The sequence below is a fragment of the Amycolatopsis antarctica genome (genome assembly GCF_002262875.1).
GTDB lineage: Bacteria > Actinomycetota > Actinomycetes > Mycobacteriales > Pseudonocardiaceae > Amycolatopsis > Amycolatopsis antarctica.
In genome coordinates this window covers 16111-42452 of record NZ_NKYE01000015.1, presented here as the reverse complement: position 1 = coordinate 42452, position 26342 = coordinate 16111, and the positions used below count along the sequence as shown (strand labels likewise).

General features: G+C 72.4%; 28 protein-coding genes. 18 read left to right on the top strand and 10 right to left on the bottom strand.

The features are described from left to right. Positions 1-74 precede the first annotated feature (74 nt). The 6 genes from CFN78_RS21600 to CFN78_RS21575 all read left to right on the top strand — a co-directional run bounded on the left by CFN78_RS21600 (position 75) and on the right by CFN78_RS21575 (position 4529). Positions 75-251 (top strand): hypothetical protein, encoded by a 177-nt coding sequence (locus CFN78_RS21600; RefSeq protein ID WP_094864688.1) that lies wholly within the window; start codon positions 75-77, stop codon positions 249-251. Beyond that, positions 248-619 (top strand): Asp23/Gls24 family envelope stress response protein, encoded by a 372-nt coding sequence (locus CFN78_RS21595; RefSeq protein ID WP_165777655.1) that lies wholly within the window; start codon positions 248-250, stop codon positions 617-619. Before CFN78_RS21600 ends, CFN78_RS21595 begins: the two co-directional genes overlap by 4 nt. Positions 620-643: 24 nt before the next feature. Next, positions 644-1180: a DUF6286 domain-containing protein gene (locus CFN78_RS21590; RefSeq protein ID WP_094864687.1), complete on the top strand. Its 537-nt coding sequence runs from the start codon at positions 644-646 to the stop codon at positions 1178-1180. Beyond that, positions 1177-1776: an Asp23/Gls24 family envelope stress response protein gene (locus CFN78_RS21585; RefSeq protein WP_094864686.1), complete on the top strand. Its 600-nt coding sequence runs from the start codon at positions 1177-1179 to the stop codon at positions 1774-1776. The genes CFN78_RS21590 and CFN78_RS21585 overlap by 4 nt, the downstream gene beginning before the upstream one ends. A 20-nt stretch (positions 1777-1796) precedes the next feature. After that, positions 1797-2873, top strand: coding sequence for an ATP-dependent DNA ligase (locus CFN78_RS21580; protein WP_094864685.1), 1077 nt, complete (start codon positions 1797-1799; stop codon positions 2871-2873). 96 nt (positions 2874-2969) lie between these two features. Beyond that, entirely contained in the window at positions 2970-4529 is a 1560-nt protein-coding gene (locus CFN78_RS21575; protein WP_240519609.1) for an alpha/beta hydrolase, read from the top strand. A gap of 35 nt (positions 4530-4564) precedes the next feature. Here CFN78_RS21575 and CFN78_RS21570 read toward each other — a convergent pair whose 3' ends face one another. From CFN78_RS21570 to CFN78_RS21560, 3 genes are all read right to left on the bottom strand, one after another. Next, a complete protein-coding gene (locus CFN78_RS21570) occupies positions 4565-5440 on the bottom strand; it encodes an endonuclease/exonuclease/phosphatase family protein (protein WP_094864684.1) in 876 nt (291 codons plus the stop codon). A 195-nt stretch (positions 5441-5635) separates the two neighbouring features. Then, positions 5636-6649 carry a non-homologous end-joining DNA ligase gene (gene ligD / locus CFN78_RS21565; RefSeq protein ID WP_094864797.1) on the bottom strand — a complete coding sequence of 338 codons (1014 nt, stop codon included), beginning with the start codon at positions 6647-6649 and terminating at the stop codon, positions 5636-5638. A gap of 20 nt (positions 6650-6669) precedes the next feature. After that, positions 6670-7251, bottom strand: a complete 582-nt coding sequence (locus tag CFN78_RS21560; protein WP_094864683.1) for a GNAT family N-acetyltransferase — start codon at positions 7249-7251, stop codon at positions 6670-6672. Positions 7252-7330: 79 nt separating this feature from the next. Between CFN78_RS21560 and CFN78_RS21555 the strand changes: the two genes are divergently transcribed. The 7 genes from CFN78_RS21555 (at position 7331) to CFN78_RS21525 (ending at position 12842) form a co-directional block, all read left to right on the top strand. Further along, positions 7331-8029 carry a TVP38/TMEM64 family protein gene (locus tag CFN78_RS21555; protein ID WP_420807914.1) on the top strand — a complete coding sequence of 233 codons (699 nt, stop codon included), beginning with the start codon at positions 7331-7333 and terminating at the stop codon, positions 8027-8029. A gap of 119 nt (positions 8030-8148) precedes the next feature. Continuing rightward, on the top strand, positions 8149-9765 hold the full coding sequence (locus CFN78_RS21550) for a serine/threonine-protein kinase (protein WP_094864682.1): 1617 nt from the start codon (positions 8149-8151) through the stop codon (positions 9763-9765). A gap of 72 nt (positions 9766-9837) precedes the next feature. Continuing rightward, entirely contained in the window at positions 9838-10143 is a 306-nt protein-coding gene (locus CFN78_RS21545) for a hypothetical protein (RefSeq protein ID WP_094864681.1), read from the top strand. 22 nt (positions 10144-10165) lie between these two features. Next, positions 10166-10588 (top strand): peptide-methionine (R)-S-oxide reductase MsrB, encoded by a 423-nt coding sequence (msrB, locus tag CFN78_RS21540; protein ID WP_094864795.1) that lies wholly within the window; start codon positions 10166-10168, stop codon positions 10586-10588. A gap of 88 nt (positions 10589-10676) precedes the next feature. After that, positions 10677-11669 (top strand): TIGR04222 domain-containing membrane protein, encoded by a 993-nt coding sequence (locus CFN78_RS29920; RefSeq protein WP_240519607.1) that lies wholly within the window; start codon positions 10677-10679, stop codon positions 11667-11669. Next, the gene (locus CFN78_RS21530; protein ID WP_240519606.1) at positions 11662-12477 is read left to right on the top strand and encodes an MbnB/TglH/ChrH family RiPP precursor modification enzyme; all 816 of its coding nucleotides are present in this window, start codon (positions 11662-11664) and stop codon (positions 12475-12477) included. The genes CFN78_RS29920 and CFN78_RS21530 overlap by 8 nt, the downstream gene beginning before the upstream one ends. Further along, positions 12474-12842, top strand: coding sequence for an SCO6045 C-terminal-like domain-containing protein (locus tag CFN78_RS21525; protein WP_094864678.1), 369 nt, complete (start codon positions 12474-12476; stop codon positions 12840-12842). The genes CFN78_RS21530 and CFN78_RS21525 overlap by 4 nt, the downstream gene beginning before the upstream one ends. A gap of 292 nt (positions 12843-13134) precedes the next feature. Here the strand turns inward: CFN78_RS21525 and hemQ are convergent, their stop codons facing one another. From hemQ to hemE, 3 genes are all read right to left on the bottom strand, one after another. After that, positions 13135-13827 (bottom strand): hydrogen peroxide-dependent heme synthase, encoded by a 693-nt coding sequence (gene hemQ / locus CFN78_RS21520; protein ID WP_094864677.1) that lies wholly within the window; start codon positions 13825-13827, stop codon positions 13135-13137. A gap of 78 nt (positions 13828-13905) precedes the next feature. Continuing rightward, complete coding sequence (gene hemG, locus CFN78_RS21515) at positions 13906-15312, bottom strand: protoporphyrinogen oxidase (RefSeq protein WP_094864794.1); 1407 nt, start codon at positions 15310-15312, stop codon at positions 13906-13908. Next, on the bottom strand, positions 15312-16403 hold the full coding sequence (hemE, locus tag CFN78_RS21510) for a uroporphyrinogen decarboxylase (RefSeq protein ID WP_094864793.1): 1092 nt from the start codon (positions 16401-16403) through the stop codon (positions 15312-15314). Before hemE ends, hemG begins: the two co-directional genes overlap by 1 nt. Before the next feature lie 129 nt (positions 16404-16532). Here hemE and CFN78_RS21505 point away from each other — a divergent pair, with 129 nt between their 5' ends. The 4 genes from CFN78_RS21505 (at position 16533) to CFN78_RS21490 (ending at position 20241) form a co-directional block, all read left to right on the top strand. Continuing rightward, complete coding sequence (locus CFN78_RS21505; protein ID WP_165777654.1) at positions 16533-17096, top strand: DUF3000 domain-containing protein; 564 nt, start codon at positions 16533-16535, stop codon at positions 17094-17096. Positions 17097-17167: 71 nt separating this feature from the next. After that, positions 17168-17878, top strand: coding sequence for a type 1 glutamine amidotransferase family protein (locus CFN78_RS21500; RefSeq protein ID WP_205660606.1), 711 nt, complete (start codon positions 17168-17170; stop codon positions 17876-17878). Between the two features lie 295 nt (positions 17879-18173). Continuing rightward, positions 18174-18890 (top strand): response regulator, encoded by a 717-nt coding sequence (locus CFN78_RS21495; protein ID WP_094864676.1) that lies wholly within the window; start codon positions 18174-18176, stop codon positions 18888-18890. A gap of 157 nt (positions 18891-19047) precedes the next feature. Then, a complete protein-coding gene (locus CFN78_RS21490; RefSeq protein WP_094864790.1) occupies positions 19048-20241 on the top strand; it encodes a ribonuclease D in 1194 nt (397 codons plus the stop codon). Between the two features lie 177 nt (positions 20242-20418). Here the strand turns inward: CFN78_RS21490 and CFN78_RS21485 are convergent, their stop codons facing one another. From CFN78_RS21485 to CFN78_RS21470, 4 genes are all read right to left on the bottom strand, one after another. Then, a complete protein-coding gene (locus CFN78_RS21485; RefSeq protein WP_205660605.1) occupies positions 20419-21243 on the bottom strand; it encodes an aldo/keto reductase in 825 nt (274 codons plus the stop codon). 21 nt (positions 21244-21264) lie between these two features. After that, entirely contained in the window at positions 21265-22410 is a 1146-nt protein-coding gene (locus CFN78_RS21480) for a sensor histidine kinase (protein ID WP_094864674.1), read from the bottom strand. A 70-nt stretch (positions 22411-22480) separates the two neighbouring features. Further along, entirely contained in the window at positions 22481-23152 is a 672-nt protein-coding gene (locus tag CFN78_RS21475; RefSeq protein WP_165777653.1) for a response regulator transcription factor, read from the bottom strand. Beyond that, positions 23112-24707: a PucR family transcriptional regulator gene (locus CFN78_RS21470; RefSeq protein ID WP_094864673.1), complete on the bottom strand. Its 1596-nt coding sequence runs from the start codon at positions 24705-24707 to the stop codon at positions 23112-23114. Before CFN78_RS21470 ends, CFN78_RS21475 begins: the two co-directional genes overlap by 41 nt. 142 nt (positions 24708-24849) lie before the next feature. On the opposite strand from CFN78_RS21470, the gene CFN78_RS21465 reads away from it, so the two are divergent. Then, positions 24850-26331, top strand: a complete 1482-nt coding sequence (locus tag CFN78_RS21465) for a sodium:solute symporter family protein (RefSeq protein WP_094864672.1) — start codon at positions 24850-24852, stop codon at positions 26329-26331. Positions 26332-26342 lie beyond the last annotated feature (11 nt).

Genomic DNA, 26342 nt, shown 5'->3' with positions numbered 1-26342 from the left:
CCTCGCGCCCGACAGCACCGCACGCCCAACCACCGCACGCCCGCGGTGTCGCGCTAGCCAAGGAGCTTGCACACATGAACGCAACACAGACCGGAATCATCGCCGGGCTCGTGCTGGGCCTCGCGGCCTCGCAGAGCTTCATCGCCTTCCTGGTCACCCTCGCCGTCGGCGTGATCGGCCTCGTGGTCGGCCGGGTGCTCGACGGCGAACTGGACCTGAGCGACATGTTCGGCCGGGGCCGGGATCGGTGAGCGGGCTGGAACCGGTACCGCTGCCGGAGCCCGAGGACAGGGGTTCACTCCGGATCGACCACTCGGTCGTGCGCAAGGTGGCGCAGCGCGCCGCCGACCAGGTACCCGGAACCGCCGCGGTGCAGCGCCGGGTCGCCGGCGTGGGCCTGGGTACGCACGGCACCAGCGTGAAGGTGTCCGGCCGGGACAACGACGTGGACCTCAGCGTCGACCTGGCCCTGCACTATCCGGCCTCGGTCCGGACGGTGGTCGGCGACGTACGCGGCCGGATCACCGACGAGGTGCAGAACATCACCTCGTACCAGGTCCGCGCGCTCGAGGTCACGGTGTCCGCGCTGCTTCCCGAGATTCAGCCGCGCGTGCGCTGAGCCGACATGACATGGAGTTGAACCGTGCGGGTATTCGTCCGTCTACTTTCGACACTGCTCGGCCTGGCCGTCGCCGCGGCGGGAGGACTGCTCGCGGTCGAGGTCGGCTGGCACTGGTGGCGTCCCTCCGACGCCCCGCTGCTGCTGCCATGGCCGCAGTGGCGTGACCGGCTCGCCGAGACGGCCTGGGACAGCACGACCGTCATGCTGGTCGCGGGCATCACCGCCGCCGCCGGCCTGATCCTGTTGCTCGCCACGGTCTCCGCGCGCAAGCGCACCGTGCGGATGACCGATCCGGCCACCGAGGTCAGCGTCACCACGTCCCCGCGTTCCCTCGCCCGGCTGGTCGGCCACCACGTGCGCGCCGCGGACAACGTCAGCGGTGCCTCGGTGACCGCCAGCGCGAAGAAGGTCCGTGTCCGCGCGACGAGCAGGCTCGAGACCGAGAACCAGCTCCGGCCGCGACTGCAGGAGACCGTCGGCGAACTGCTCGGCGAGGTCCCGCTCGCCAAGCGCCCGAAGGTCAGCGTCGTGGTCGACTCACCGAAGGACCGCCGATGAGCAAGTCCGTTTCCACCAAGGCACTCGCCCGCTCCTACGGCGCCGAGCGCGGCCTCACGTCCGTGATCGGTCTGCTGGCGCTGGCCGGCGGGGTGGCGGCCCTCGTGGTCGGCCTCGGCTGGCTCGGCGACTTCCGCGCCCGCAGGCCCGTGCTCGATCCGCTGGCCGTGGAATGGCTCGGCGGCCACGCCGTGCCGGCGAAGATCGTCGCGATCGTGCTCGGAGTACTGCTGTTCGTGTTCGGGCTCTGGTGGTTCTTCCGGTCGCTACGCCCCGAAGGCCGCCCGGACATCGAACTCGACCGCGAGGTCGGCAAGGAGCTGACCGTCACCTCCGGCGCGATCTCCAGCGCGGTGCAGGCCGACGCCGAGTCCGTCGAGGGCGTCGCGAAGGCCAGGGCGCGCGCGGTCGGCGACACCACCAATCCGGCGCTGCGGCTGACCCTGTGGCTGCGCGAGGGCACCGACCTGAAAGCCGTGTGGGAAGAACTGGACGCACGGGTGCTGTCCAGGGCACGGGAGTCGCTCGGCGTCGAGGTACTGCCCACCGCCGTGCGCATCGAACTCGATTCCGGTGAACGGCAGCGGGTGCGCTGACCCACGGGCACAATGTCGCCATGGCGCTACCGCTGACACCCCCGGTCACCCCCATGCTCGCCAAGGCGGTGGCGTCGATCCCCGGCTCCGGCGGGTTGCTGTTCGAACCGAAGTGGGACGGATACCGCTGCCTGGTCTTCCGTGACGGTGACGAGCTGACCCTGCAGTCCCGGTCGGGCAAGCCGCTCAACCGGTACTTCCCGGAGATGGTGGTCTCGCTGACGTCCACGCTGCCGGACCGGATCGTCCTGGACGGTGAACTGGTGGTGGCCCGCGACGGCAGGCTCGACTTCGACGCGCTCTCCGAGCGGGTCCACCCGGCCGAGAGCCGGGTGCGGTTGCTGGCCGAGCAGATCCCCGCCAGTTTCGTCGCCTTCGATCTGCTGGCGCTCGGGGACGACTCGTTCCTCGACGAACCGACCGCTTCCCGCCGGGACCGGCTCATCGCGCTCGCGTCCGCAGACGTGCACATCACGCCCGCCACCACCGATCCGGAGACGGCGAAGCACTGGTTCACCCTGTTCGAGGGTGCCGGGCTGGACGGGGTGATCGGCAAACCGCTGGACGCCGGCTACTCCCCCGGCAAACGGATCATGTTCAAGTACAAGCATTCCCGGACCGCGGACTGCGTACTGGCCGGGCTGCGCTGGCACGTCGGCGGCGCACCGGGAGAGGCGGTCGGTTCACTGCTGCTCGGCCTGCACGACGAGGCGGGCGTGCTGCACCACGTCGGCGTGGTCGGCTCGTTCCCGGCGGCACGGCGCCGGGCGCTCGCCACCGAACTCGCCCCGCTGATCACCGGAGGGCGGCATCCGTGGCTCGGCGAGTCCGTGCGGGAGGAGCAACGCGTACCGGGTGCGCCGACCCGCTGGCGGGCCGGTGAACACGCCTGGATCCCGTTGCGCCCCGAACGGGTCGTCGAGGTCGCCTACGAGCACACCGAAGGCGGCCACCCCGCACGTTTCCGGCACACCGCCCGCTTCGGACGCTGGCGGCCGGACCGCGATCCGGACTCCTGCGGGTACGCCCAGCTCGAAGAACCGGCCCGCTACGACCTCGACGCCGTCTTCCGCGGCGAGGTCCGGCGTACCCGCTGACCCGCTCACGCGGCCCTCACCGCGCGCGTGCGAAGGTGGTCGGGCCCGGCCGGTCACCGGGCACAGCACCGTGTCCGAGGAAGTGAGGGCGAATCCGTGCCACGACGTGGTCTCGCCCGGGCGGCCCGCCCGGGGGCAGCCCGGCTGCTACTCGCCGCGCTCGTGCCCGCCCTGCTCGCCGGCTGTACCGCCGGACCGTCCACCCGCCCGCCGGTGGTGGAGAACGAGGGCCCGCCCCCGCAACAGCAGACCGGACCCGCCGAGGACGTGCCGCTGCCGCCACTGGCCGAGCCGAACGAACCCCAGGTGCAGTGGAACGACTGCGACGAGGAGACCCGCCTGCGGCTCGGCGACCCCGCCGTGCCCCCGGAGCTGCGTTTCTCCTGTTCCCGCCTGAGCACCACGCTCGACGCCCCCGATCTGCCGCGCCGCGGACTCACCCGGGTCGCGGTGCTCAAGGTGGGCACCGGTCCGATCCCACTGGCCGTGGTCAACGACGTCAGCGGTGATCCGGGAACCCTGCACGCCGCCCGGCTGGCCGCCACGCTGCCGCCCGCGGTGCTGGAACGGTTCTCGCTGATCGGCATGGACCGGCGCGGCACCGGGGAGTCCGACGCCGTGCGCTGCATCCCCGACGACGTCCGAGCGCGGCTGATCGGGCACGATCCCGCTGCCACCGACGTCGAACCGCTGCTCGACGCGGCCCGCAAGGCCGGCCAGCAGTGCTCGCTGAGCCTGGAGAGCGAACAGGGCGCGATCGACAGCTGGCGGGCCGCGGGCGATCTGGAGGAACTGCGCCAGCAACTCGGCATGGAACATCTCAACGCGCTTTCCCGCGGCGAGGGATCCCGGGTGCTGACCGCCTATGCCGGCCGCTACACCGATCGCGTCGGCCGCTTCGTCCTGGACGGCATCCCGGACCCGGCGCCGGAGGCACCCGTTGTGCAGGAAGGCATCGCGGCCGGGCTCCAGTCTACTTTGGACGCGCTGGGTGCCGACTGCGCGGCACGGGGCTGCGCGCTCGGAGCGGACGCGGCCGGGGCGGTCACCGCACTCACCACCCGGCTGCGTGAGGACCGGGGCGGTTCGCTCACCCCGGCGCTGGCACTCAACGCCGTGGCCACCGGACTCGCCCAGCGCGAACGCTGGCCGGAACTGACCGACGCCATCGTCGCCGCGCGGAACGGGGACACCGGCGGGCTCGAGGCGTTCGCCGAACCGCTGCTGCGCGAATCGCGGGTCGCCCCCTCGCGTCTCGACGGCACCCTGGCGACCACCTGCAACGACACCCTGAGCAGGCTCCCCGCCGACCGGATCGACCAGATCACCGCCGACCTGCGGGCGAAGTACCCGGTGTTCGGGCCGATCGCCGCGCAACCCCTGGCGTGGTGCGGGCCGTGGCCGGTCCGGCGGGAACCGCTGCCGGAACCCGGCGCGGCGGGAACGCCTCCGGTGCTCGTCACCAGTACGGCCGCCGACCCGGTGACGCCCGAACCCGGTACGGCGCGGGCCGTGGCGCAGATGCCCAGCGCGGTGCGGGTCGCCTGGCAGGGCGCCGGGCACGGTGCGATCGGCTCGCCCTGTGTCGCCGACGCGGTGCGCGGCTTCCTGGTGGACGGCACGATCCCGCGAGACGGGACACTCTGCCCGGCGTGACCCCCGGCCCCGCGTGCCGCCGTGACCGGCGCGGGTCAGCCCACCCGCACGGTGGCGAGCACCGGACGATGGTCGGAGGCACGCACGTCCGGCACCGTCGCCGACAGCGCCCGCACCGGGCCCGCGATCGTCACGTAGTCGATCCGCCGCGCCGGCGCGTCCGCCGGAAAGGTGGCCCCCGAGCCGGACGTCCCGGCTGACGCCCAGGTGTCGGCGGTGCGGCCGAGCAGTGGCGCGAGTTCGGGGGCGGCCGGTTCGGCGTTGAGGTCACCCACCAGCACCTGCCGTGCCCGCGGGCCGTCTCCGTCGAGGGTCGCCACCGTCTCCGCCACCTGGGCAGCGCGCACGCCGGGCTCGGGCCGGGAATCCAGATGCGTGACGTAAACGTGCACGGACCGCCCGCCCACCCGCACCACCACCTCGGCGAATCCGGGAGCGGGCCCGGGAACCGACCCGGGGTCCACTGTGGACTGACGAGTCAGGTGGTGGTTGCGGGTGTGCGTCACCGGCTGCCTGCTCAGCACCGCCACCCCGTAACGCCGCCGCTGGGTGTGGCCCGGTTCGGGATCGAGATCGTAGATCGGCGCGAAGAAGACGCGCATTCCCAGCATGGCGGCGAGCTCCCTGGCCTGGTCGGCGTATCCGCTGCGGGCGTCCCAGTGCACGTCGACCTCCTGCAGGCCGACGACATCGGCCCCGGAGTCACGGATGACGGCCGCCGTGCGAGCGAGGTCCGCGCGGCCGTCCGTACCGATCCCGGCGTGCATGTTGAACCCGAGCACACGCAGCGCCCGCGGGTGCCAGGAAGCGACGGCCGGGATACCGGCGGAGGCCCCGGCGAGCAGGACGACGGCGAGCAGCGCACCGAGCGCCACGGGAAGGCGCGTGGTCACCCGGCGCGTTGGGCTCATCACCCGATCCTGCGCCCGGCGCGAACGGCGGGCAAGACGATCACCCGGCCGGTGGGCCGGCGGCTGTCCCCTTCTACGGACGGGTGGTCGCGCGGAGGCAGGAAGCCGATTGGGCGGCGTATGACATGTCCTTCCACGAGGCCGCCCGCGCTGGACGGCGATTCGCCGGGCGTGCCCGCGCTTGGCGTAACGGGCTCAGTCGCGGGCCCTGCTGGGCTGCACCCGCTTCGGCTCCCCTGCCATCTTCGGATGGTCGGGGGGATATGGCATGTCGCCGAGGCCGTGGTCACGTTCGTCGCGGGCGTACCACTGCAGCAGCGTCTCCAGCCCGAACACCTCGTCCTCGATCCCGGCCAGCGTGTCGCCGTGCCCGGCCAGCCAGTCCGGCACGCTCAGCACGTCGAAATCGTCCGGATCGGCTTCGCCGAGTTCGTCCCAGGTCAGCGGGGTGGAGACGGTGGCGCGGGGCGTGCCGCGCACCGACCAGGCCGAGGCGACGGTGCGGTCCCGGGCCGCCTGGTTGTAGTCGATGAACACGCGGCCCGCGCGTTCCTCCTTCCACCACGCGATGGTGGCGTGCTCCGGGATCCGCCGCTCGACCTCGCGGCCCAGCGCGATCACGGCGTGCCGGACGTCAACGAAATCCCACTCCGGCCGGATCCGCACCAGTACGTGCACGCCGCGGCCGCCGGAGGTCTTCGGGAAGCCGGTGAGCCCGGCGTCGGCCAGCACCTCGCGCACCGTTCCCGCGACACGTACCGCGTCGGCGAACCCGGCCTTCTCCGGTGGGTCCACGTCGATGCGCAACTCGTCGGGGCGGTCGAGTTCCGGACGGCGGACCGGCCACGGATGGAAGTCGAAGGTGCCCAGGTTCGCCGCCCAGGCGATGACCGCGGGCTCGGTCGGGCAGACCTCGGCGGCGGTGCGCCCAGAGGGGAAGGTGATGGTCGCGCTCTGCACCCACTCGGGCGCGCCCTTCGGCACGCGCTTGGCGTAGAACGCCTCGCCCGTCACCCCGTCCACATAGCGCTTCAGCGTGGTCGGGCGCTCGCCGATCGCGCGCAGCAGCGGATCGGCGACGGCGATGTAGTACTCGACGAGCTGGCGCTTGGTGATGCCGCGCTCGGGAAAGTACACCTTGTCCGGGCTGGACACCCGCACCGTCCGCCCGTCGACCTGGTACTCGATCGCCTCGCCGTGTTTCGCCACGTCGCAGAGCCTAGCGGCGATCACCGACGATCGCGGTCACCTGACGGGCGCGGATCGGTGGCCAGCACGGCCATCAGGATGCTGTCGTGCCACCGGCAGTCCCAGTGGATCGCCTGCCGCAACACGCCCTCGGCGACGAAGCCGCACTTCTCGTACACCCGCCGGGCGCGCGGGTTGTAGGCGGCGACGTCCAGGCTCACCCGGTGCAGGCCGAGCGGGCCGAACGCGAAGTCGAGCACGCACCGGGTGGCCGTCGTGCCGTGACCGCGGCCGAGGACGTGCGGCCCGGACAGCGCGATCCGGAAGTTCATCGCGTGGTTGGCCGCGTCGAGTTCGTTGAGCACCACCTCGCCGAGGTACGCGCCGTCCCCGGCGGACAGGATCGCCCAGTCGGCACGGTCCTCGCTCACCCGCAGTCCGGCCAGGTAGGCGTGGACGGCCTCCCGGGTGAACCTCGCGTGCGTGTGCGTCATCCGGATGGTCTCGGGGTCGTGCAGCGAACGCCAGACGTCCTCGAGCCGGGTCTCGTCGAGCGGGCGGAGCGCGATCCCGTCCGCGTTCAACTCGGGCGGGTCACGCAGCAGCGCGGAGATGTCGGTCACCGGTCCAGCCGATCACGAGGAACCCGGCCACGTCATCCGAATTGCCACCCCCGGCGGGCGGCGTCCGGCTGCCGATACCGTGGACGCCGTGCGCCGCCGAACCAAGCTGATCGCCGCGACCGTCCTGCTGGCGGCGTTCGCGGTGGCGGCGATCCTGCTTCCGGTGCCCGCTCCGGCCGAGCTGCGTGCCTGGGCCGACGATGCCGGCGCGGTGACCCCGCTCGTGTTCCTCGCCGCCTACACGCTGCTGACCGTTCTGCCCATCCCCCGCACGGTGTTCAGCCTCGCCGCCGGGCTGCTGCTCGGCGAGGCGCTCGGCATCGTCGTCGCGATGACGGCCACCACGATCTCCGCCGGACTGGGTTTCGCACTGGCACGAGGGCTCGGCCGCGAGCCGCTGTCCCGGCTGCTGCACCGGGGAGCCGTGCGCACCGTCAACGAGCGGCTCAGCGACGGCGGGGTGCTGGCGGTGACCTCGCTGCGGCTGATCCCGGTGATCCCGTTCGCGCCGCTGAGCTACTGCTGCGGTCTCGCCGACCTGAGGGTCCCGGCGTACCTCGCGGGTACCGCGCTCGGCAGCCTGCCGGGGACCGCAGCCGTCGTACTGGCGGGCGACGCGCTCACCGGTACCACTCCCCCCGCGTTGCTGCTCTGCTACGGGCTGTTCGCGCTCCTCGGCGGCGCGGGACTCGTGCGGGTTCTGCGGCGAGCGCCCGCGAGTGCCGGAGCCGACGCGGCTGTCTCGGGCGCGAAACCGGCGCCCGGTACAATCGGCTGAGCGTGCGGGGCGGGGTCCGCGCCTTCGAGTAGTCATCCAGGCAGGCTCTCCAGTACAGCAGTTCGTGCGGAGCACGACGTGAGGTTTCGACAGGAGCAGGCGCCATCGACACCGGTCAGCTGATCGCAGGGCACTACCGTCTCGTCGAGCACATCGGTAGCGGAGCCATGGGCGTCGTGTGGCGCGCCGTCGACGAGCGGCTCGAACGCGCGGTCGCGGTGAAGCAGATCCTGGCCCAGCCGGGGCTGTCCGAGGCCGAACGTGAGAACGTGCGCCAGCGTGCGATGCGCGAGGCGAAGAACGCCGCGCGACTGCAGCACCCGAACGCGATCGTGGTCTTCGACATCGCCGAGCACGACGGCGACCCCTGCCTGGTCATGGAGTACCTGCCGTCGAAGAGCCTGTCCGCGGTGATCGGCGAGAGCCCGCTGATGCCGGTGCGCGAGGTCGCCAGGATCGGCGAGCAGGTCGCCGCCGCACTGGTCGCCGCGCACCGCGCCGGAATCGTCCACCGCGACGTCAAACCCGGCAACATTCTCATCGACAGCACCGGGATCACCAAGATCACCGACTTCGGCATCTCCCGCGCCACCGGGGACCTGGCGCTGACGCAGACCGGCCTGATCGGCGGCACGCCGGCGTATCTGGCCCCCGAGCTGGCGCGCGGCGCCGACCCCGCCCCCAGCTCCGACGTGTTCGCCCTCGGCGCCACCCTTTACCACGCGATCGAGGGCCAGCCACCCTACGGCGACAGCAGCAACCAGCTCGCGCTGCTCTACACCGCGGCCAACGGCAAGGTCATCCCGCCGCAGCACTCCGGCCCGGCGACCGCGCTGCTGATGAGCCTGCTGCGGGTCGAGCCCTCGGAACGTCCGTCGATGGCCGAAACCCGGCAGCGCCTTGCCGCGATCGCCAACGCGGAGACCTCGGTGGCCGCCGAGTCCGCGCACCAGGGAACGCTGGTGTCGCCCCCGTTGCCGCCCCACGGCGGCAGGCGCCCGGCGGGTCCGGTGGAGACCCCGGGCCGCGGCATCGAACCGCCGCCGTGGCAACGCACGCCCTCGGCACCGGCGGGAGTGGCCACGCCCCCGCGCACGGCGACCTCCACGTTCCAGCCTGTCCGCCAGGGACCGCAGCGCCCGCCGGCGACGCCGCCGCACGGACACCCCGTCCCGGCAGCCTCTCCGCCCGCCGCGGCCGCCCCCGCCACCGGCCGCAAGCGGAAGATGATCGCGGGGGTCGGCGCGGCGGCGGTGATCGTCGCCGCGGGCATCGTGGTGGCCACCAACCTGGGTGCGGACTCCGGGGACGGCCAGGCGCAGCCCCCGGCCTCGTCCTCCGCCCCCGCGCCCGCACCGTCCGCCGGTCCCCCGCTCGGCGAGGCGACCACCTCCGGGCCGATCGACCTGTCGACGGCGGGCAACGCGCTGATCGACTTCTACGAGAGCGCGGGCAGCGAGACCTCGTGGAACATGCTCACCCCCGCCGCTCAGGCCGTGTACGGCAACCAGCAGGCCTTCGCCGGGTACTGGGGCGAACGGGCGCCGAAGGGCTACCGCTCCGCGCTCGCCGATGAGGGATACAACTCCGACAAGTCCGTCGACATGTACCTCAGCGTCCAGTACGCGGACGGCACCGAACGCGAACCGGTCCGCATCGTCAACAGCGGCGGGTCACTGCGGCTGGACGCCGACACCCGCCGCGAGGCCGACCGGGGCACGCCCGCGCTGGGCTGACCTGCGGCTACCGGGGGTGAGCTTCGGCCTGTCCGCTGCGCTCGCCCGCCCCGGTGACCTACCGTGGGCTGTATGTCCGACAACGGATCCGCCGAACGCCGCCGCAACCCGCGCTTCGACGACGACCTGGTCGGCCTCGATCCCGGTGACCCGGACGCGCAGGCCTTCGCGGCGCACCTGGACCGGATGCAGCGGTGCGAGCCCGCGTTCACCGTGGAGGCCTCGATCAACGGGGTGAGCGAGTTCGCCGAATCGAGCAACCGCGCTGGCGGGCTGCGCTGGTGGAGCGCGGTGTTCATCGTCGCCCTGATCCTGGTCGGTGTGCTGTTCGCCGCCTGGGACACGATCGGACGCGTGATGGTCTGGTTGTCGGGGTAGCCTGGAGAACATGAAACCCGGCATGAAACCCGTGGTCGGCGCCACTCCGCGCGTCGTGAAGTCCGACCAGGAGTGGCGGGAGGGCCTGTCTCCGGAGGAGTACGCGGTGCTCCGGCAGGCCGCGACCGAGCGTCCCTTCACCGGCGAGTACACCGACACCCATGACACCGGCGTCTACGAGTGCCGGGCCTGCGGTGCGGAACTCTTCCGCAGTGAGACGAAGTTCGACAGTCACTGCGGATGGCCCTCGTTCTTCGACCCCGCGGACTCGGAGGCGGTTCTGCTCCGTGAGGACCGCGCGATGGGGATGAAGCGCATCGAGGTGCTGTGCGCCTCCTGCCACAGCCACCTCGGGCACGTCTTCGAGGGCGAGGGCTACGGCACGCCCACCGACCAGCGTTACTGCATCAACTCGATCGCCCTGCGCATGGTGCCGCAGGGCTGAGGCGCGGCCGTTCCGGTCGTTCGCCGGACACGGGACCGTCCCGCCTGGCATGCTCTGCTTCCACACGGACGCCGAGGATGGGAGCGGAATGGATCAGCCGTGGGGGATCTCGGGAGCGGCGTTTCTTGGCATCTATGCCGGAATGCTGGTGGTGCCGGCGTTGATCGGCCTGTTGTGGCAGGCGTCGCTGCGGCGACGGAGCCCGTCGGCGGCGACGACGAGCCTGCCGAGCATCTATCACATCGCGTACCTGGCGGGCGGGCCCGAACGGACCACCGAGACCGCACTGGCCCGGATGCTGGACAACGAGCAGATCCGGGTCAGCTCGGACGGCAAGGTCACCGCGGTCAGTTCACGGCAGCCGCACGATCCCTTCGAGGAATCGTTGTCCCGCAAAGCAACCGTGACCCGGGTCGATTCGCTCAAGACGTCCATGCGGCTCTCGGCGACGATGCGGAACCTGCGCGAGGAACTGGTCAGGCAGGGTTACCTGGTCTCCGGTGAGCAGTGCCGCCAGGTGTGGCGGACGATCATGATCGTCTACCTGCTCGTGCTCGGCGTCGGCGTCGTCCGCCTGCTCAACGGGGCCGCCCAGGACTATCCGGTCGGCTACCTGAGCATTCTTCTGGTGGCGGCCGTGGGCGCCTGTATCGCCACCGGCAATGCACCGGGCTGGAGGACGCGTGAGGGTGGTGTCCCCACCCGGGCCGGAACGGCCTACCTCGACCGGATCCGGCGGGACGGCGGGCACACCACGGGTGGCGGCCGGACGATCGGCCACGCCGGGGACCAGCCACTCGGCAATACCTTCGGCGCCGCCGATGCCGCGGGCGGCCGAAGTCACCGGCTCGGCCTGCTCGCCGGTGTTGGTGGCGCGGTCGCGCTCGGCGGTATCACCATGTACCCGGACGACGAGATCGGTGGCGTGCTGGCCCAGCCGCCGCTGCCGATCGCCACCGGCGGTGGCGGCTGGGGCGGTGGCGGCGGTTCCGGTGGCGGTGGCACCACCTGTGGCGGCGGATCCTCGTGCGGCGGCGGTGGCGGTTGTGGCGGCGGTGGTGGGTGCGGCGGCGGTGGCTGAGCCGCCGTCCCGGCTCGGCGTCGGCATCGGCTGGCGACCGGAGATCGACCGCACCGTCGCGCGCCTGCCCGGCGTCGACTGGGTCGAGGTGATCGCGGAGAACCTGCACGCGCACGAGCTGCCCGCGTCGCTGTCGGACCTGCGCGCCCGCGGCGTTCCGGTGCTGCCGCACGCGGTTTCGCTGTCGCTGGGCGGCGCCGAGGTGCTCGACACGCACCGCGTCGAGCACCTGGCCGCGGTCGCTGCCGCGCTGGACGCGCCGATGGTCAGCGACCACGTTTGTTTCGTGCGCGCGGGCGGGCTGGACGCCGGGCACCTGATGCCGCTGCCACGCACCCGGACCGCGCTGGACGTGCTGGTGGCCAACGTGACCCTGGCCCAGTCGATCCTGGGCCTGCCGTTCGCGCTGGAGAACATCGCCGCGATGCTCGAATGGCCGGACGCCGAGATGTCCGAGGCGGAGTTCCTCGGCGAGCTCACCGAGCGCACCGGCTGCCTGCTGATCGTCGACGTGGCGAACCTGTACGCGAACGCGCTCAACCTCGGCTCGGACCCGGTGCGCTTCCTCGACGAGATCCCGCTGGAACGGATCGCGTACGTGCACGTCGCGGGCGGGGAGAGCATCGGCGGCGTCTATCACGACACGCATGCCCACCCGGTTCCGCCCGCCGTGCTGGAACTCCTCGGCGAACTGCGCTCACGGACGGTCCCGCCGGGGGCGCTGCTCGAACGCGACGACCGTTACCCGACCGACGGCGAACTCGCCGCCGAACTGGCCGCGATCCGGAAGGTTCTGGACGGTTCGTGAACCGCCGTGAGGATCTCGCCGCCGAGCAGGCCGCGCTGCTGCGGGCACTGCTGGCCGGCGGCGAGGTACCGCCCGGTTTCGTCCCGGACAGGGTCGCCGGGGAGGTCCGCGCACTGCGCAACAAGCGGCGCAAGGTCGTGGCCTACCTGGCACCGGAACTCGCGGATCGGCTGGGTGATCGTTTCGCGGAACTGTTCGACGCCTACGCGATCGTGCATCCCCGCGAGGTCGGCACCGGCGCGCGGGACGACCTCGCGGCGTTCGCGGATTGGCTCGTCGAGCGCGGGCACCTCCCCCGGGCCCGCCGCTGGTCGCTCGGCCGGTCGCCCGGCTGGTCACCACTGCGCGGGCGACGATCCCGGTAACCCCGGCCCCTGTGTCCATTGTGGACGATATCCGGCAAGCAGGCCCGGTGGACGCAGATGGGTCAGCGTGCCGAACGGGCTGGACGTCCGCGCGAGCAGATCGGTGACATCCGGCTCCGTGCCGATGGTCTCCTTGCGCCCCAAGGAATCCAGGAACATCGCCGTCCGTGCCAGGGACGACCCGCCCGCACCGCACGACCTGGCAGCGACCAGGACCGGGCGGGCAGGGCCGCACCCGGTCAGTTTGGTCCAGAGTCTCACCGTCGTCTCGGCCGCGCTCATCCTCGTCGGCTCAGGGCAGGTTCAGCACCAGCTCGGCAGGAGGCACCCGGGTTCCGGTGTAGAACGGGGTCTCCTCGCGGACGTGCCTGCGGGCCTCGGTTCCGCGCAGGTGCCGCATCAGGTCGACGATGCGGTGCAGCTCGTCCGCCTCGAACGCGAGCATCCACTCGTAGTCGCCGAGCGCGAAGGAGGCCACGGTGTTCGCGCGGACGTCCGGGTAGTCGCGGGCCTCTTTGCCGTGGTCGGCCAGCATCGTGCGGCGCTCGGCGTCCGGCAGCAGGTACCACTCGTAGGAGCGGACGAACGGGTAGACGCAGATGTACTTGCGCGGCTCCTCCCCGGCCAGGAACGCCGGGATGTGGCTGCGGTTGAACTCGGCGGGCCGGTGCAGCGCCACCTGGCTCCACACCGGGGTGGACGCCCTGCCCAGCGGGGTGCGACGGAAACCGGTGTACGCGGCCTGTACCTGCTCGACCTCCTCGGCATGCCACCAGATCATGTAGTCCGCGTCGGCCCGCATGCCCGCGACGTCGTAGACCCCGCGCACGACGACGCCCTTGCCCTCCAGCGCGTCGAGGTACTCGGTCGTCTCCGCGGCCGCCCGGCCCCGATCCTCGCCGAGCTTGCCGGGCTCGATCCGGAACACCGACCAGGCGGTGTAGCGAATGGTGTCGTTGAGTTCGTTGTAGTTCAGCCGCGCCATGACCTCATCGTCCCACCACCGGCAACGCCCGCCGCCCGCAGGCCGGGTGTGATCCCGGACCCGCTCGCCCCCGGCCGGTCAGCGATTGCCGGACGCGAGCCGGCGGGCGGCGGCGTCCCCGCTCGCGATGCACGCCGGGATACCGACACCGTGCAGGGACGCCCCGGCGACCTCCAGCCCGGCCACGTCGCCGACCGCCCGCTCGATCCGGCCGACCCGGTCGAGATGGCCGACGCCGTACTGGGGCAGGCCACCGCCCCAGCGGGTCACCCGGACGTCCACCGGCCTCGCCGTGACCCCGGCCAGCTCGGCCAGATCCGAGCGCACGCGGCGCACCAGCTCGTCGTCGTCGGTGTGCAGCCCCGAGGGATCGCCGAACCGGCCGACCGAACCGCGCAACACCGGCGGCTCACCCGCTCCGCCGAGGTGCGCCCACTTGCGGGCCGAGTAGGTGAACGCCTTGACGGTGAACGGCGTTCCGTCCGCGCGGCGCTCCCCCGCACCGATCAGCACACCCGAAGCGTCCGGCAGGACGGTTCCCGGCGGGAGGGCGAGTGACACCACCGCCATCGACGCGAGCTCGACCTCGCCGAACGCGGCCGACGCACCGGGAGCGACGTCGGCGAGCAGCTTCCGCGCGGACGGGGCGGGCACGGCGAGGATCACCGCGTCCGCCTCCAGCCAGGCGTCCGGGGGTGCGTGCGAGGAGGCGGCGGCGCCGAGCTCCAGCCGCCAGCCCCCCGGAATCCGGTGCACTGCCCGGACCGGGACACCGGTGCGCACCGTGGCGCGTGATCGGGACAGCAGCCGGTCGACGAGTGCGCCGAGCCCCCCGGTGAGGGTGCCGAACACCGGAGCGGGATTCGGCGTGCCGGGCAGCAGTCCGGCGGCCGCCTCGGTGAGCGAGGGCACCCCGTCGTCGAGTGCCCCGGCGAGGGCGGGCATCGTCGCGCGCAGGCCGAGTCCGTCGGCCCCGCCCGCGTAGACGCCGCCGAGCAGCGGATCGACCAGCCGATCGACCAGTTCGCCGCCGAACCGCTCACGCAGCAGGGCGCCGAGCGAGACGTCACCCGGCGGGAGCCGGACGGGCCCGCGATCCCGCTCTGCCGCGACGCGGGCGTGTCCTTCCGGGGACAGCAGCCCGGCGACGGCCCCGGCGGAGCCCGGCACCCCCATCATCGTGCCCGCGGGCATCCGGCCCGGCCTGCCACCGGCGAGCACGGTGGCGCCCGCGTCCGTCGGGTGGGTCAGCGCGTCGTCCAGGCCCAGCTCACGCACGAGGGCGAGCGCCTCCGGGCGGCGGGCGAGGAACGCCTCGGCCCCGACGTCCACCCGGCGGCCCGCCAGCTCGGCGGTACGCAGCTTGCCGCCGGTGACCCCGGATGCCTCGACCAGGGTGATGTCCGCGTCCGGCAGCAGGGTGCGCACACGGTGCGCCGCCGTGGCGCCGGCGACGCCGCCCCCGACGACCGCGACGCGCGAGATCACGGACGCAGCTCGTGTACCAGCCGGACGACGCGGGTCAGCACCTCGGGATCGGTACCCGGCAGCACGCCGTGACCGAGGTTGACGATGTGTCCTCCGGCGGTGCGCCCCTCGTCGGCGATGCGCCGCACCTCGGCCTCGATCACCGGCCAGGAGGCGAACAGCAGGGCCGGGTCGAGGTTGCCCTGGACGACCGGGACGGGACCGTCCGGAGTGGACAGCCTGCGCACGGCCTCGTCCAGTGGCAGCCGCCAGTCGACGCCGACGACATCGGCGCCCGCGTCGCGCATGGCGGTGAGCAGTTCGCCGGTGCCGACGCCGAAGTGCGTACGCGGTACCCCGTACTCCCCCACGGCGCCGAGTACCGAGGTCGAGTGCGGCAGGACGAACTCGCGGTAATCCCGCGGCGAGAGCGCGCCCGCCCAGGAGTCGAACAGCTGCACCGCGTCGACGCCGGCGTCGAGCTGGGCGATCAGGAACGTACGGGCGATCTTCGCCAGCTTGCCGGCGAGCGCGTGCCACACCTCGGGCTCGGAGTGCATGAGCGACTTGGTGTGCTCGTGGTTCCGGCTCGGCCCGCCTTCGATCAGATACGAGGCCAGGGTGAACGGCGCCCCGGCGAACCCGATCAACGGTGTCCGGCCGAGCCGCTCGACGAGCAGCCGGACGCCGTCGGCGACCGCACCGACCTGGTCCGGGCTCAGCTCGGGCAGCGCGGCCACGTCCGCGGCCGTGCGGATCGGCGAGGCCACGACGGGGCCGGTACCGGGGACGATCTCGATGTCCACCCCGGCCGCCTTCAGCGGGACGACGATGTCGCTGAACAGGATCGCCGCGTCGACGTCGTGCCTGCGCACCGGCTGCATGGTGATCTCGGCGAGCATCTCAGGGTCGAAGCAGGCGTCGAGCATCGAGGTGCCCTCGCGCAGCGCGCGGTACTCGGGCAGCGAACGCCCCGCCTGCCGCATGAACCACACCGGCAGGCGGGCAGGCGTTCCGCCGCGGGCCGCGGCCAGGTACGGCGAGTCCGTGAGCTCACGGCGGGCGGTCGTCGGCCGGGTCTGCGGCGCGGGAGGTGGTGTGGAAGGCATCCCCGTCATCGTGCCACCCGCGTTCACGTGCGCTCTTCCGGGACTGCTCGCGCAGGGCGCGGACACCGTCCGCCGGGCTCTCGGCGCGCCTGCGGCCGTGGAGGGCGGGTAGCGGCTTAAAGTCGGTGGGTGACCGCCATGACGCACGCACCCGAGCTGTTCCGTGAGGCAGTCGCGGCCCTGCGCGCGGTGCGCGCCCGCCCGGAGGTGACGCTGGAGGCGGTCCGGCCACCCCAGCGGCTCGCCCCATGGTCGTACGCACTGAGCTGTGAGGTCACCGGACCCGCCGACGTGCTGGCCTCGGGGCGGCTGGTGCTGCTGCACGACCCGGATGGCCAGGACGCCTGGAACGGCGTGCTGCGGATGGTCACCTACGTCCGTGCCGAGCTCGACCACGAGCTGGCTACCGACCCGTTCCTGCCCGCCGTCGGCTGGTCCTGGCTGACCGACGCGCTGGAGGTCTCCGGCGCGAGCTACACGTCTCTGGGCGGCACGGTCACCGAGACCTCCTCGGCGCGGTTCGGTGACATCGCCGGCCCCGCCCGTACCGACGATCTGGAGGTGCGCGCCTCGTGGACGCCGGTGGACGGCGCCCTCGGCCCGCACGGCGAGGCCTTCTGCCAGCTCATGGCGAGTGTCGTCGGGCTGCCGCCGGTCGGCGTCGCGGTGTTCGGCCAGCGTCAGGGCTCCTGAAGCCCCGGTGACCTGTCCGGGGCATCCGGGCCGTCGCATAATCTCCTCCTCCCGGCCCCCGAGGAGGAGATGTGCCCGCCGACCAGAACGCCCCGGCCGACCCGAACACCGTCGCCGGCTCGAATCCTCCCGCCGGCGGCGCGCCGGCCGCCTACCTCTATGTCATGGACACGCTCGCCGACTGGGAGACCGGCTACCTGACCGCCGAACTGAACAGCGGCCGCTGTTTCGCCGTGCCCGGGACGAACCTGCCCGTGCGCACGGTGGGCCTCACCCCGGATCCGGTCACGACGATGGGTGGCATCCGGATCGTCCCCGAGGTCGTCATCGGTGACCTGCCCGCCGCGGCGGTGGCGGTGCTGATCCTGCCGGGCGGCGAGACGTGGCTGGAGCCGCGGCACGATCCCGTGCTGGCGCTCGCCGCGGACCTGCTGGCGGCCGGCACCCCGGTGGCGGCGATCTGCGGCGCCACGATGGCACTGGGCAACGCCGGGATGCTCGACGAGCGCAGGCACACCAGCAACGACCCGGGGACGCTGCGGGAGATGTGCCAGGGCTACGCGGGCGCCTCCCGCTACGCCGACGAGCCCGCTGTCACCGACGGCGACCTCGTCACGTCGTCCGGGCTGGCTCCGGTCGAGTTCGCCCGGGAGACCCTTGCCCGGCTCGGGGTGTTCTCCCCGGCCACACTGGCCGCCTGGTATCGGCTGATGACGGAACGCTCGCCGGAGGCCTTCGCGGCACTGACCGATTCGCTCCCGCGGACGGACCCCGTCCGGTAGCACGCGAGCCTGCACGGTACTTCTGCACGATACGATCGAAGTGGGTGAAAATATTTCATCGCCCCGGTCGAACGATCCGTTAACACTGACCTGCTGAATAGTCCGATCGTGTTAACCCGATCTCGCTCTGTGACTACTCGATCGAGATACATACCCGTTCGATCCACCCACTGACCCGCTTGGGCGGCTAGAGTGCCTTCGACGACACCACTTTCGGTCTAGAGCTGGCGCGGCTGTTTGGCCGAAAGTCCCGGTGCCGGTCGGGGGGCACGACCGACTCCAGGGAGGTAGTGACGTGGCTGCCGTCGGCTTTTCACAGGCCGTCCGTACCACGCCAGCCGGCGCTTTGCCGGCCAGCATGGTTCCGCACCCGCGGGAAGAGTTGTTTTCCGTGCTGGTGGTCGATGACCACCCGCTCTTGAGGGAGGCAATAGCCGCACGACTCGCACAAATGGGTGCGGGCACTGTTCACGAGGCCGCCACCGTGGCCGAGGCGAGAGCGCGAGCGACGGCCACCGGGCCGTGCGATCTGGCGATTCTCGATCTCGGCCTGCCGGATGGCAGCGGTATCGAGCTGGTTACGGAACTCCGTAGCAACGGCTGGCCTCGTGTCGTGGTGCTCGCGTCCTCGGACGACCCGTACGCGGTTCGTTCGGCATTCCAGGCCGGAGCGCAGGCATACCTGCTCAAGTCAGCATCGCCGGTGGTTGTCACCGACGGTGTGCGCAGGGTGCTCGAGGGCGGCGTCTACGCCGACCCCAGCGTCGCTCCGGTGCTGGCCACCGGTACCCGGGTAGCCGGCACCGACAACACCCCGCGGGAGCTCTCCGCTCGCGAGGTGGAGGTGCTGCAGCTCGTGGCCGACGGTCAGTCGAACAAGGAGATCGGTGAGGAGCTCAGCCTCTCCGCGCTCACGGTGAAGTCTCACCTGTCGCGGATAGGACGCAAGCTCGGCACCGGTGACCGGGCACAGATGGTTGCGCTGGCCATGCGAGCCGGCGTCATCCGCTGAGGCGAACACGTTCCTGCTCCGACGGGCGAACCGGCGCGGTCAGCCCGTCGGAGTAGGGTCGTCGATCGTGGAAATCGCAGATCACGACGCCGACTCCCCAGCAGGTGCGACCCGGACGGACGCGCAGCCGAATGCGGCGCGCCCGGACGAGCCGACGTTGCTGCGGGAGCCGGCGGACGGAACACCACCGGTGGTGGCCGAGGTCGCGGCGCTGGAGAAGGCGTGTGCGGCTCTGGCCGCGGGCACCGGCGCCATCGCGGTGGACACCGAGCGGGCTTCCGGCTATCGCTACTGGCCCAAGGCCTACCTCGTGCAGTTGCGCCGGGAGGGCGCGGGCACGGTGCTGGTGGACCCCATTCCCCTGGAGGGCGAACTCGCCCCCCTCGCGGAGGTGCTCAACGGCACCGAGTGGGTGTTGCACGCGGCTTCCCAGGACCTGCCCTGCCTGACCGAGCTGGGCCTGCGGCCACCGAGCGTCTTCGACACCGAACTCGCCGGACGGCTCGCCGGGTACGACCGGGTCGCCCTGGGGACGCTCGTCGAGCGCCTGCTCGGCTACCAGCTCGAGAAGGGGCACAGCGCGGCCGACTGGTCGAAACGACCGCTGCCGGTCGACTGGCTCAACTACGCGGCGCTGGACGTCGAGCTGCTGCTGCCGTTGCGCGAGAGCCTCGAGGCCGAACTGCACGCGCAGGGCAAGCTGGAATGGGCGCGCCAGGAGTTCGAGGCGGTGCGCACCGCTCCCCCGCCACCACCGAGGGCCGAGCCGTGGCGACGGACCTCGGGCATCCACAAGATCCGCCAGCCCCGTGGTCTGGCCGCGGTGCGGGAACTGTGGCAGGCGCGCGACGAGATGGCCCGTAAGCGGGACCGGGCGCCGAGCCGGGTGCTGCCGGACAGCGCGATCGTGAGCGCCGTGCTCGCCGATCCCACGACGAATGCCGAACTGCAGGCGCTGCCGGTCTTCGGCGGACGGATCCAGCGGCGCTACGCCGGGATGTGGCTGCGTCACCTGCAGACGGCGCGTGGCCTGCCCAAGGACGAACTTCCCAGTGCCGCGCAGCCGAGCGACGGGCCACCGCCGGCGAACCGGTGGGCGGACAAGGATCCGGACGCGGCCGCACGGCTGTCCGCGGCACGGGCGGGCCTGGCCGCCGTCGCCGAGCAGCACGGGCTTCCGGTGGAGAACCTGCTGCTGCCCGACCTGCTGCGCCGGACGTGCTGGCGCCCGCCGGAGGACCGCGGGGCGCACGGCGTGGCCGAGGCCCTGCGGGCAGGGGGTGCCCGGCCGTGGCAGGTCGACCTGACCACCGCCGGGATCAGTGCCGCGCTGCACGAGACCGCGGAGTGACCCCCGCGCCCCTGCGGAGCGGCCCCTACTGAGACCGACGCGGGAATCTCGCCGACCGGGTCTCCGGCAGGAATCGAGTCTCGGCGTCCTCGCGTCGTGTCCCCGGCCGCCGGCAACCGGCCGAGCGGTCGAAGGACTACACAGAGGCGCGGTATAGGGCGTTATACATCCAGCAGGTTAGACATCGAGCTCGTCCGGGTTCGGGCCGAGCCGCCGGTCCAGCTCCAGCGTCGCGAACCCGGCCACGTCCTGCTGGTCCAGCTCGAAGTCGAAGACGTCGATGTTCTCGGCGATCCGCCGCGGGGTCGCCGACTTCGGGATGACCACGTGGCCCATCTCGATGTGCCAGCGCAGGACGACCTGCGCCGGAGTCTTGCCGTGCTTGCGGGCGACCGTGCGCACGACCTCGGACTCCAGCACCTCGCCACCCCGGGCCAGCGGGCTCCACGCCTCGGTCACGATCCCGTTCTGCTCGTGGAACCGGCGCAGTGCGGTCTGCTGCAGGTGCGGGTGCGCCTCGATCTGGTTCACGGCGGGCACCACGTCCGCCTCGTCCAGGAGCCGCCGCAGGTGCGGGATCTGGAAGTTGGACACACCGATCGACCTGGCCCGCCCGTCGGCCTGGATCTTCTCCAATGCCTTCCACGTCTCCACGTACCTGTCCTGTGCGGGGACCGGCCAGTGGATCAGGTACAGGTCGACGTAGTCGAGGCCCAGCTCCGACATGCTCCTGTCGAAGGCGCGCAGTGCGCTGTCGTGGCCGTGCTCGGTGTTCCACAGTTTCGTGGTGACGAAGAGGTCTTCCCGGGGCAACCCGCCGGTGCGCACGGCCTCGCCCACACCGCGCTCGTTGCGGTAGAGCGTGGCCGTGTCGATGCCGCGATAGCCGGCCTCGAACGCCGTGTGCACGGCACGCACGGTCTCCTCGTCCGGGATCTTGTAGACCCCGAAACCCAGGCGTGGCATGTGGTTTCCGTCGTTGAGCTGCACCGTGGGGACCATGTCCAGCACCGTAACCCTGGTTCAGGGCCGCTGCGCGACGGGCAGCCCGGCGGTGACCGACAACCCGCCGCCGACGACCGTCTCGGCGGTCACCGCACCGCCGTGCGCCTGCACCGCGGCCCGCACGATCGACAGTCCCAGGCCCGCGCCGCCACGCGCGGTACGGGCGATCCCGGCACGGGCGAAGGGTTCGAAGAGTTCGGCGACCGCCCCGGGATCCACCAGCCCGCCGGAGGAGCGCACCGTCAGCTCCGCCCACTGGGGGCCGGCACGGGTACCCACCTCGATCCAGCCGCCGTCGACGTTGTGCCGCACCGCGTTCTCCAGCAGATTGCCCGCGACCCGCTCCAGCAGCGCGGGGTCGCCCCGCGTCGGCGCGGGTTCGGTGCGGAAGTCCACCCGGATCCCCCGCTGCTCGGACTCCGCTCGCACCGCCCGCCAGGCACCGGCGGCCAGCGCGGCCAGGTCGACCGTCTCGGTGACCGCGGGCCCGGCACCGTCCGCCCTGGCGAGCAGCAGCAGCGAACCGACGAGCCGCTCGGCACGCTGGGTGGCGTCCTGCACCACCCCGGCCATACGGCGCAGCTCCACCACGTCCGCCCCCGGGTCGGCCAGCGTCACCTCCAGTTCGGTGCGGATCACCGCCAGCGGGGTGCGCAGTTCGTGGCTGGCGTTGGCGACGAAGTGGCGCTGCGCGTCGAACGCGGCCTGCAGCCGGTCGAGCATGGCGTCGAAGGTCTCGGCCAGTTCCGCCAGTTCGTCCTTGGTCGTCATCTCGCCGATGCGCTCCCCCATCGACTCCACCGACAACCTCCGGGCGGCGCCGGTGATGTCGCGCAACGGCCGCAGCACCCGGGAGGTGAACGTCCAGGCCAGGATGGCGGTGGCGGCGACGACGAAGCAGAAGGCAGCGGACCCGGCCAGCAGCACCTCGTCCCGCGCGTTCTCCCGCAGATGCTCCGCCAGTACCGAGGAGTCGACATCGATCCCGTCGACCCGGACCGTGGTCCCCGGCGGCATCCTCGGCACCGCGGCGACCGAGTCGCCGACCAGCGTCCAGGCGAGCCACAGCAGGACCAGGCTGACCCCTGCCGCCAGTCCGGTGGCGAGCAGGGTGATCCTGGCACGCAGGCTGCGCACCGGAATCCCGCCCGACGGGCTCCTCACCGACCGTTCCTCTCCGCGGGGCACGCGGGCGACCGCACTCCGGGGCTCGCTTCGGCCCTGGCCCCCGGCGTCACTTCTGCCCGGCGCCGGACACCCGGTAGCCCGATCCCACCACCGTCTCGATGATGCCGGGCTCGCCGAGTTTCTTGCGCAGGGTCATGACGGTGACCCGGACCGTCGTGGTGAACGGGTCGGCGTTCTCGTCCCACACCCGTTCCAGCAGTTCCTCGCTGCTGACCACCGAACCACCCGCGGAGAGCAGCACCTCCAGGACGCCGAACTCCTTGCGGGTCAGGTCCACCGGCCCATCGGCGCGGCGGACCACGCGCTTGGCCGGGTCCAGTTCCACATCGCCTGCCGTGAGCAGCGGCGGGGCCGCCGGGGTGGCGCGCCTGCCGAGCGCGCGGACGCGGGCGACCAGTTCGGGGAACGCGAACGGCTTGGCGAGGTAGTCGTCGGCGCCGAGCGACAGGCCTTCGACCCGGTCGGACACCGAGCCGCTCGCGGTGAGCATCAGCACCCGGGTGAGTTCCCCGGAGGCGACGATCTCGGCGCACAGCGCGTCTCCCGGCATGCCGGGCAGATCCCGGTCGAGGAGCACCACGTCGTACCTGGTGATGCTCGCCTTCTCGTGCCCGTCGTCACCGTTGAACGCGACGTCCACCGCCATGCCCTCGCGGCGCAGTCCGCGGGCGATCGCCTCAGCCAGGGGTTCCTCGTCTTCGACTACCAGAATCCGCACGACGCCACGGTGCCACAGGATCCTGAGAGTGACCTATGTGGACACCCCGGTGGCCCGGATCCCACCGCAGCGCGAACCACAACTCCATCCGTACCTCCGGGTCGCCGAGATCCACCCCGAGCACCGTTCCGACCTGACGGATCCGGTGCCGGACGCTGTTGCGGTGCACGCCCAGCGCGGCCGCGGTGCGATCCCAGCCGCCGTGCTGGGCGAGCCAGGCACGCAGCGTCGGGATCAGGTCGCCGCCGCGTTCGACGTCGATTTCCCACAGGGGCGCAAGGGTTCTGGCCGCGAAACCGGCCGCCGCGTCCCGGTCGACGACGGTCGCCAGGCCGAGTCCGTCGGCATCGGAGCGCACGGACCGGCCGAGGGCGCGTGCCCGCCTGCGCAGTGCCGGGAGTTCGGCGGCGGCCGCCGCCAGCCCGGTCACCGGGACGGGCGCGGACACCCCGGCGAGCCAGCCGCGCCGCCGCAGGGCCGCCAGCACGTCCTCGCCGGGCGGCTCCCGCAGGATCGCCGTGCACTCGTCGCCGTCCACGCGCACGAGCGGGGTGCCGAGCCGGGCCCGCAGCCAGCCGGGCCCGGACGCCTCGCGGTCGGCCGCGCGGCCGGGCTCCCGCGAGGCCGCGAGCAGCAGGCAGTGGCCTTCGCCCAGGAGCGCGACGGCCGCCGGATCGGCGGGCGAGGCACCGGTGAGCAAGGCCCTGGTGGCGATCGCGGCGGTGTTCTCCTCCCGTTCGCCGGAGCGGCCCAGCAGGCCGAGCAGCGCGGCGCCGACGGAGACGACGGCGCGGTCGGCAGCGTCGAAACGGTCCGGCCTGCCGACGACGAGCAGGTGCGAAGCCGTCGCCTGCGGATAGACCGGCTGGGCCAGCACGACCGTGCCGACGGCGAGTTCGGTGGTGGCGCTGCGGACGCCACCGCCGGATCGCAGCCGGGCCAGCAGCGCGTCGACCGCGGCGGGCAGCGGGGGCGGATTCCCGCCAGTGGCGGCGATTCCGCCGTCGGCACCGACCAGCACCACCCAGCCGGACAGGCTCCGGGCGAGCCCGCGTGCCACCTCGCCGAGCCCGCCCGCCGCGGCTTCGGTCAGCGTTTCCCTGGCGGCGGCGATCCGCCTGCGGTCCCGGCCGGCGGCCTCCGCCACCGCGAGCGTGACGGCGCGGCTCACGGCCAGGAACGGCGTCCGGGGCGGTACCACCAGCAGCGGCATGCCCGCCTCGGCACAGGCGGCGCGCAGCGTGCCCGGGAGCGTGTCGTGCAGGTCCGGGGTCTCCCCGAATCCGAGCGCGCTCACCCCCGCGGCCGCGAGGCCACGGACGTAGGCGCCGACCTCGGACCCGCCGTCCGGCAGGTTGACCCCGGCGGTGAGCAGCAGTTCGTCTCCGAGCAGGTACGGCGCCGGGTCGCGCAGCTCGCTGACGTGCGCCCAGCGGACCGGACGGTCCAGCGCTCCGGGCGGGACGGTCTCGGCGACCACGTCGAGGGCCAGCGCGGCGTTCTCCGTGACGGCGCGCAGTGGAATCGGAACATCGGACACGTCGGTGCTGGCCATTTCGTCCACAGAATACGCCGACCGGGACGAAACATCCCAAGCATCGGCTGGCTTGGCGCTCCTAGGGTTGCCGGAACGCCGACGGCGAACCCCGGCGCGGACGAGCGCGCCGGGACGTGCCGGAGCGGAGAAGGAGGGCACCGTGGTCGCGGACTACGCGGTGATCGGGCTGTACATCGCCGGGATGATCGGCATCGGCTGGTTCGGGCTGCGGCTGGCCAAGACGAAGAGCGACTACCTCGTCGCCGGTCGCAGACTCGGCTGGTTCATGTACTCCGGCACGATGTCGGCCGTCGTGCTCGGCGGCGCGTCCACGATCGGCGGCGTCGGCCTCGGCTACACCCACGGCGTCTCGGGGGCGTGGCTGGTACTCACCATCGGCCTGGGCATCCTGCTGCTGCACGCACTGTTCGCCCGCAGGCTGGTCCGGCTGCGCGTCTACACCGTGTCGCAGATGCTGGACCTGCGCTACGGCGGCTCGTCCACCACCATCGCCGGCGTCGTGATGTGGGGCTACACGCTCATGCTCACGGTCACCTCCACGCTGTCCTTCGCGACGATCTTCAACGTGCTGTTCGACGTGCCGAGCCTCGCCGGGATCGCGATCGGTGGCGCCATCGTGGTGCTGTACTCGGTGCTGGGCGGCATGTGGTCGATCACTCTGACCGACATCGCGCAGTTCGTCATCAAGACGATCGGCATCCTGTTCGTCCTGCTGCCGGTGGCGATCAGCGCGGGCGGCGGCTTCGACGGCCTGGCCGCCACGCTGGACCCGAGCTATTTCGCACTGGACAGCATCGGCGGCGCCACCATCTTCACCTACGTCCTGACCTACGGCTTCGGCCTGCTCATCGGACAGGACATCTGGCAGCGCGTGTTCACCGCCCGGACGCCGCGGGTCGCCACCGGCGGCGGGATCGTCTCCGGCGTGTACTGCCTCGCCTACGCGGTCGCCGGGGCGCTCATCGGGACGGCGGCGAAGGCGCTGTACCCGGCCCTGGGCGACGCCGACGACGCGTTCGCCGTCATCGTTGAGGACCTGCTGCCGCCCGGCGTGCGCGGCCTGGTGCTGGCCGCGGCGCTCTCCGCGCTGATGTCCACCGCGAGCGGGGCACTCATCGCCTGCTCGACCGTCAGCACCACCGACATCCTCGCCAGGTTCCGCCGGAGCGGGAACGAGGGCGACGAGGCGAGCGTGCGGACCAGCCGGATCACCACGCTGGTCCTGGGCGTCGCCGCGATCGGGATCGCGATGGTGGTCGACGACGTCGTGGCCGCCCTGACGGTCGCGTACAACATTCTCGTCGGCGGACTGCTCGTGGCGATCCTCGGCGGCCTGACCTGGCGCCGCGGCACCCGTGCCGGGGCGCTGGTGTCGATGATCGCGGGCTCGGTCGTGGTCGTCGTGTCGATGATCGTCGCGGGCCTCTCGGCGAACGAGCCGATCTACTACGGCCTGCTGGCGAGCCTGGTCGCCTACGTCGTGGTCAGCCTCCTGACACCCCGCACACCCGAGGCCGTACTGACCGCGTGGAACGCGCGCGTCCGCGGCGAGGACGAGAACGAGGGAGTTCCCGCCGCGGAGAACGCCGGCACACCGCCGGGAAACGCACCCGCACCGTGACCGGACCAGCA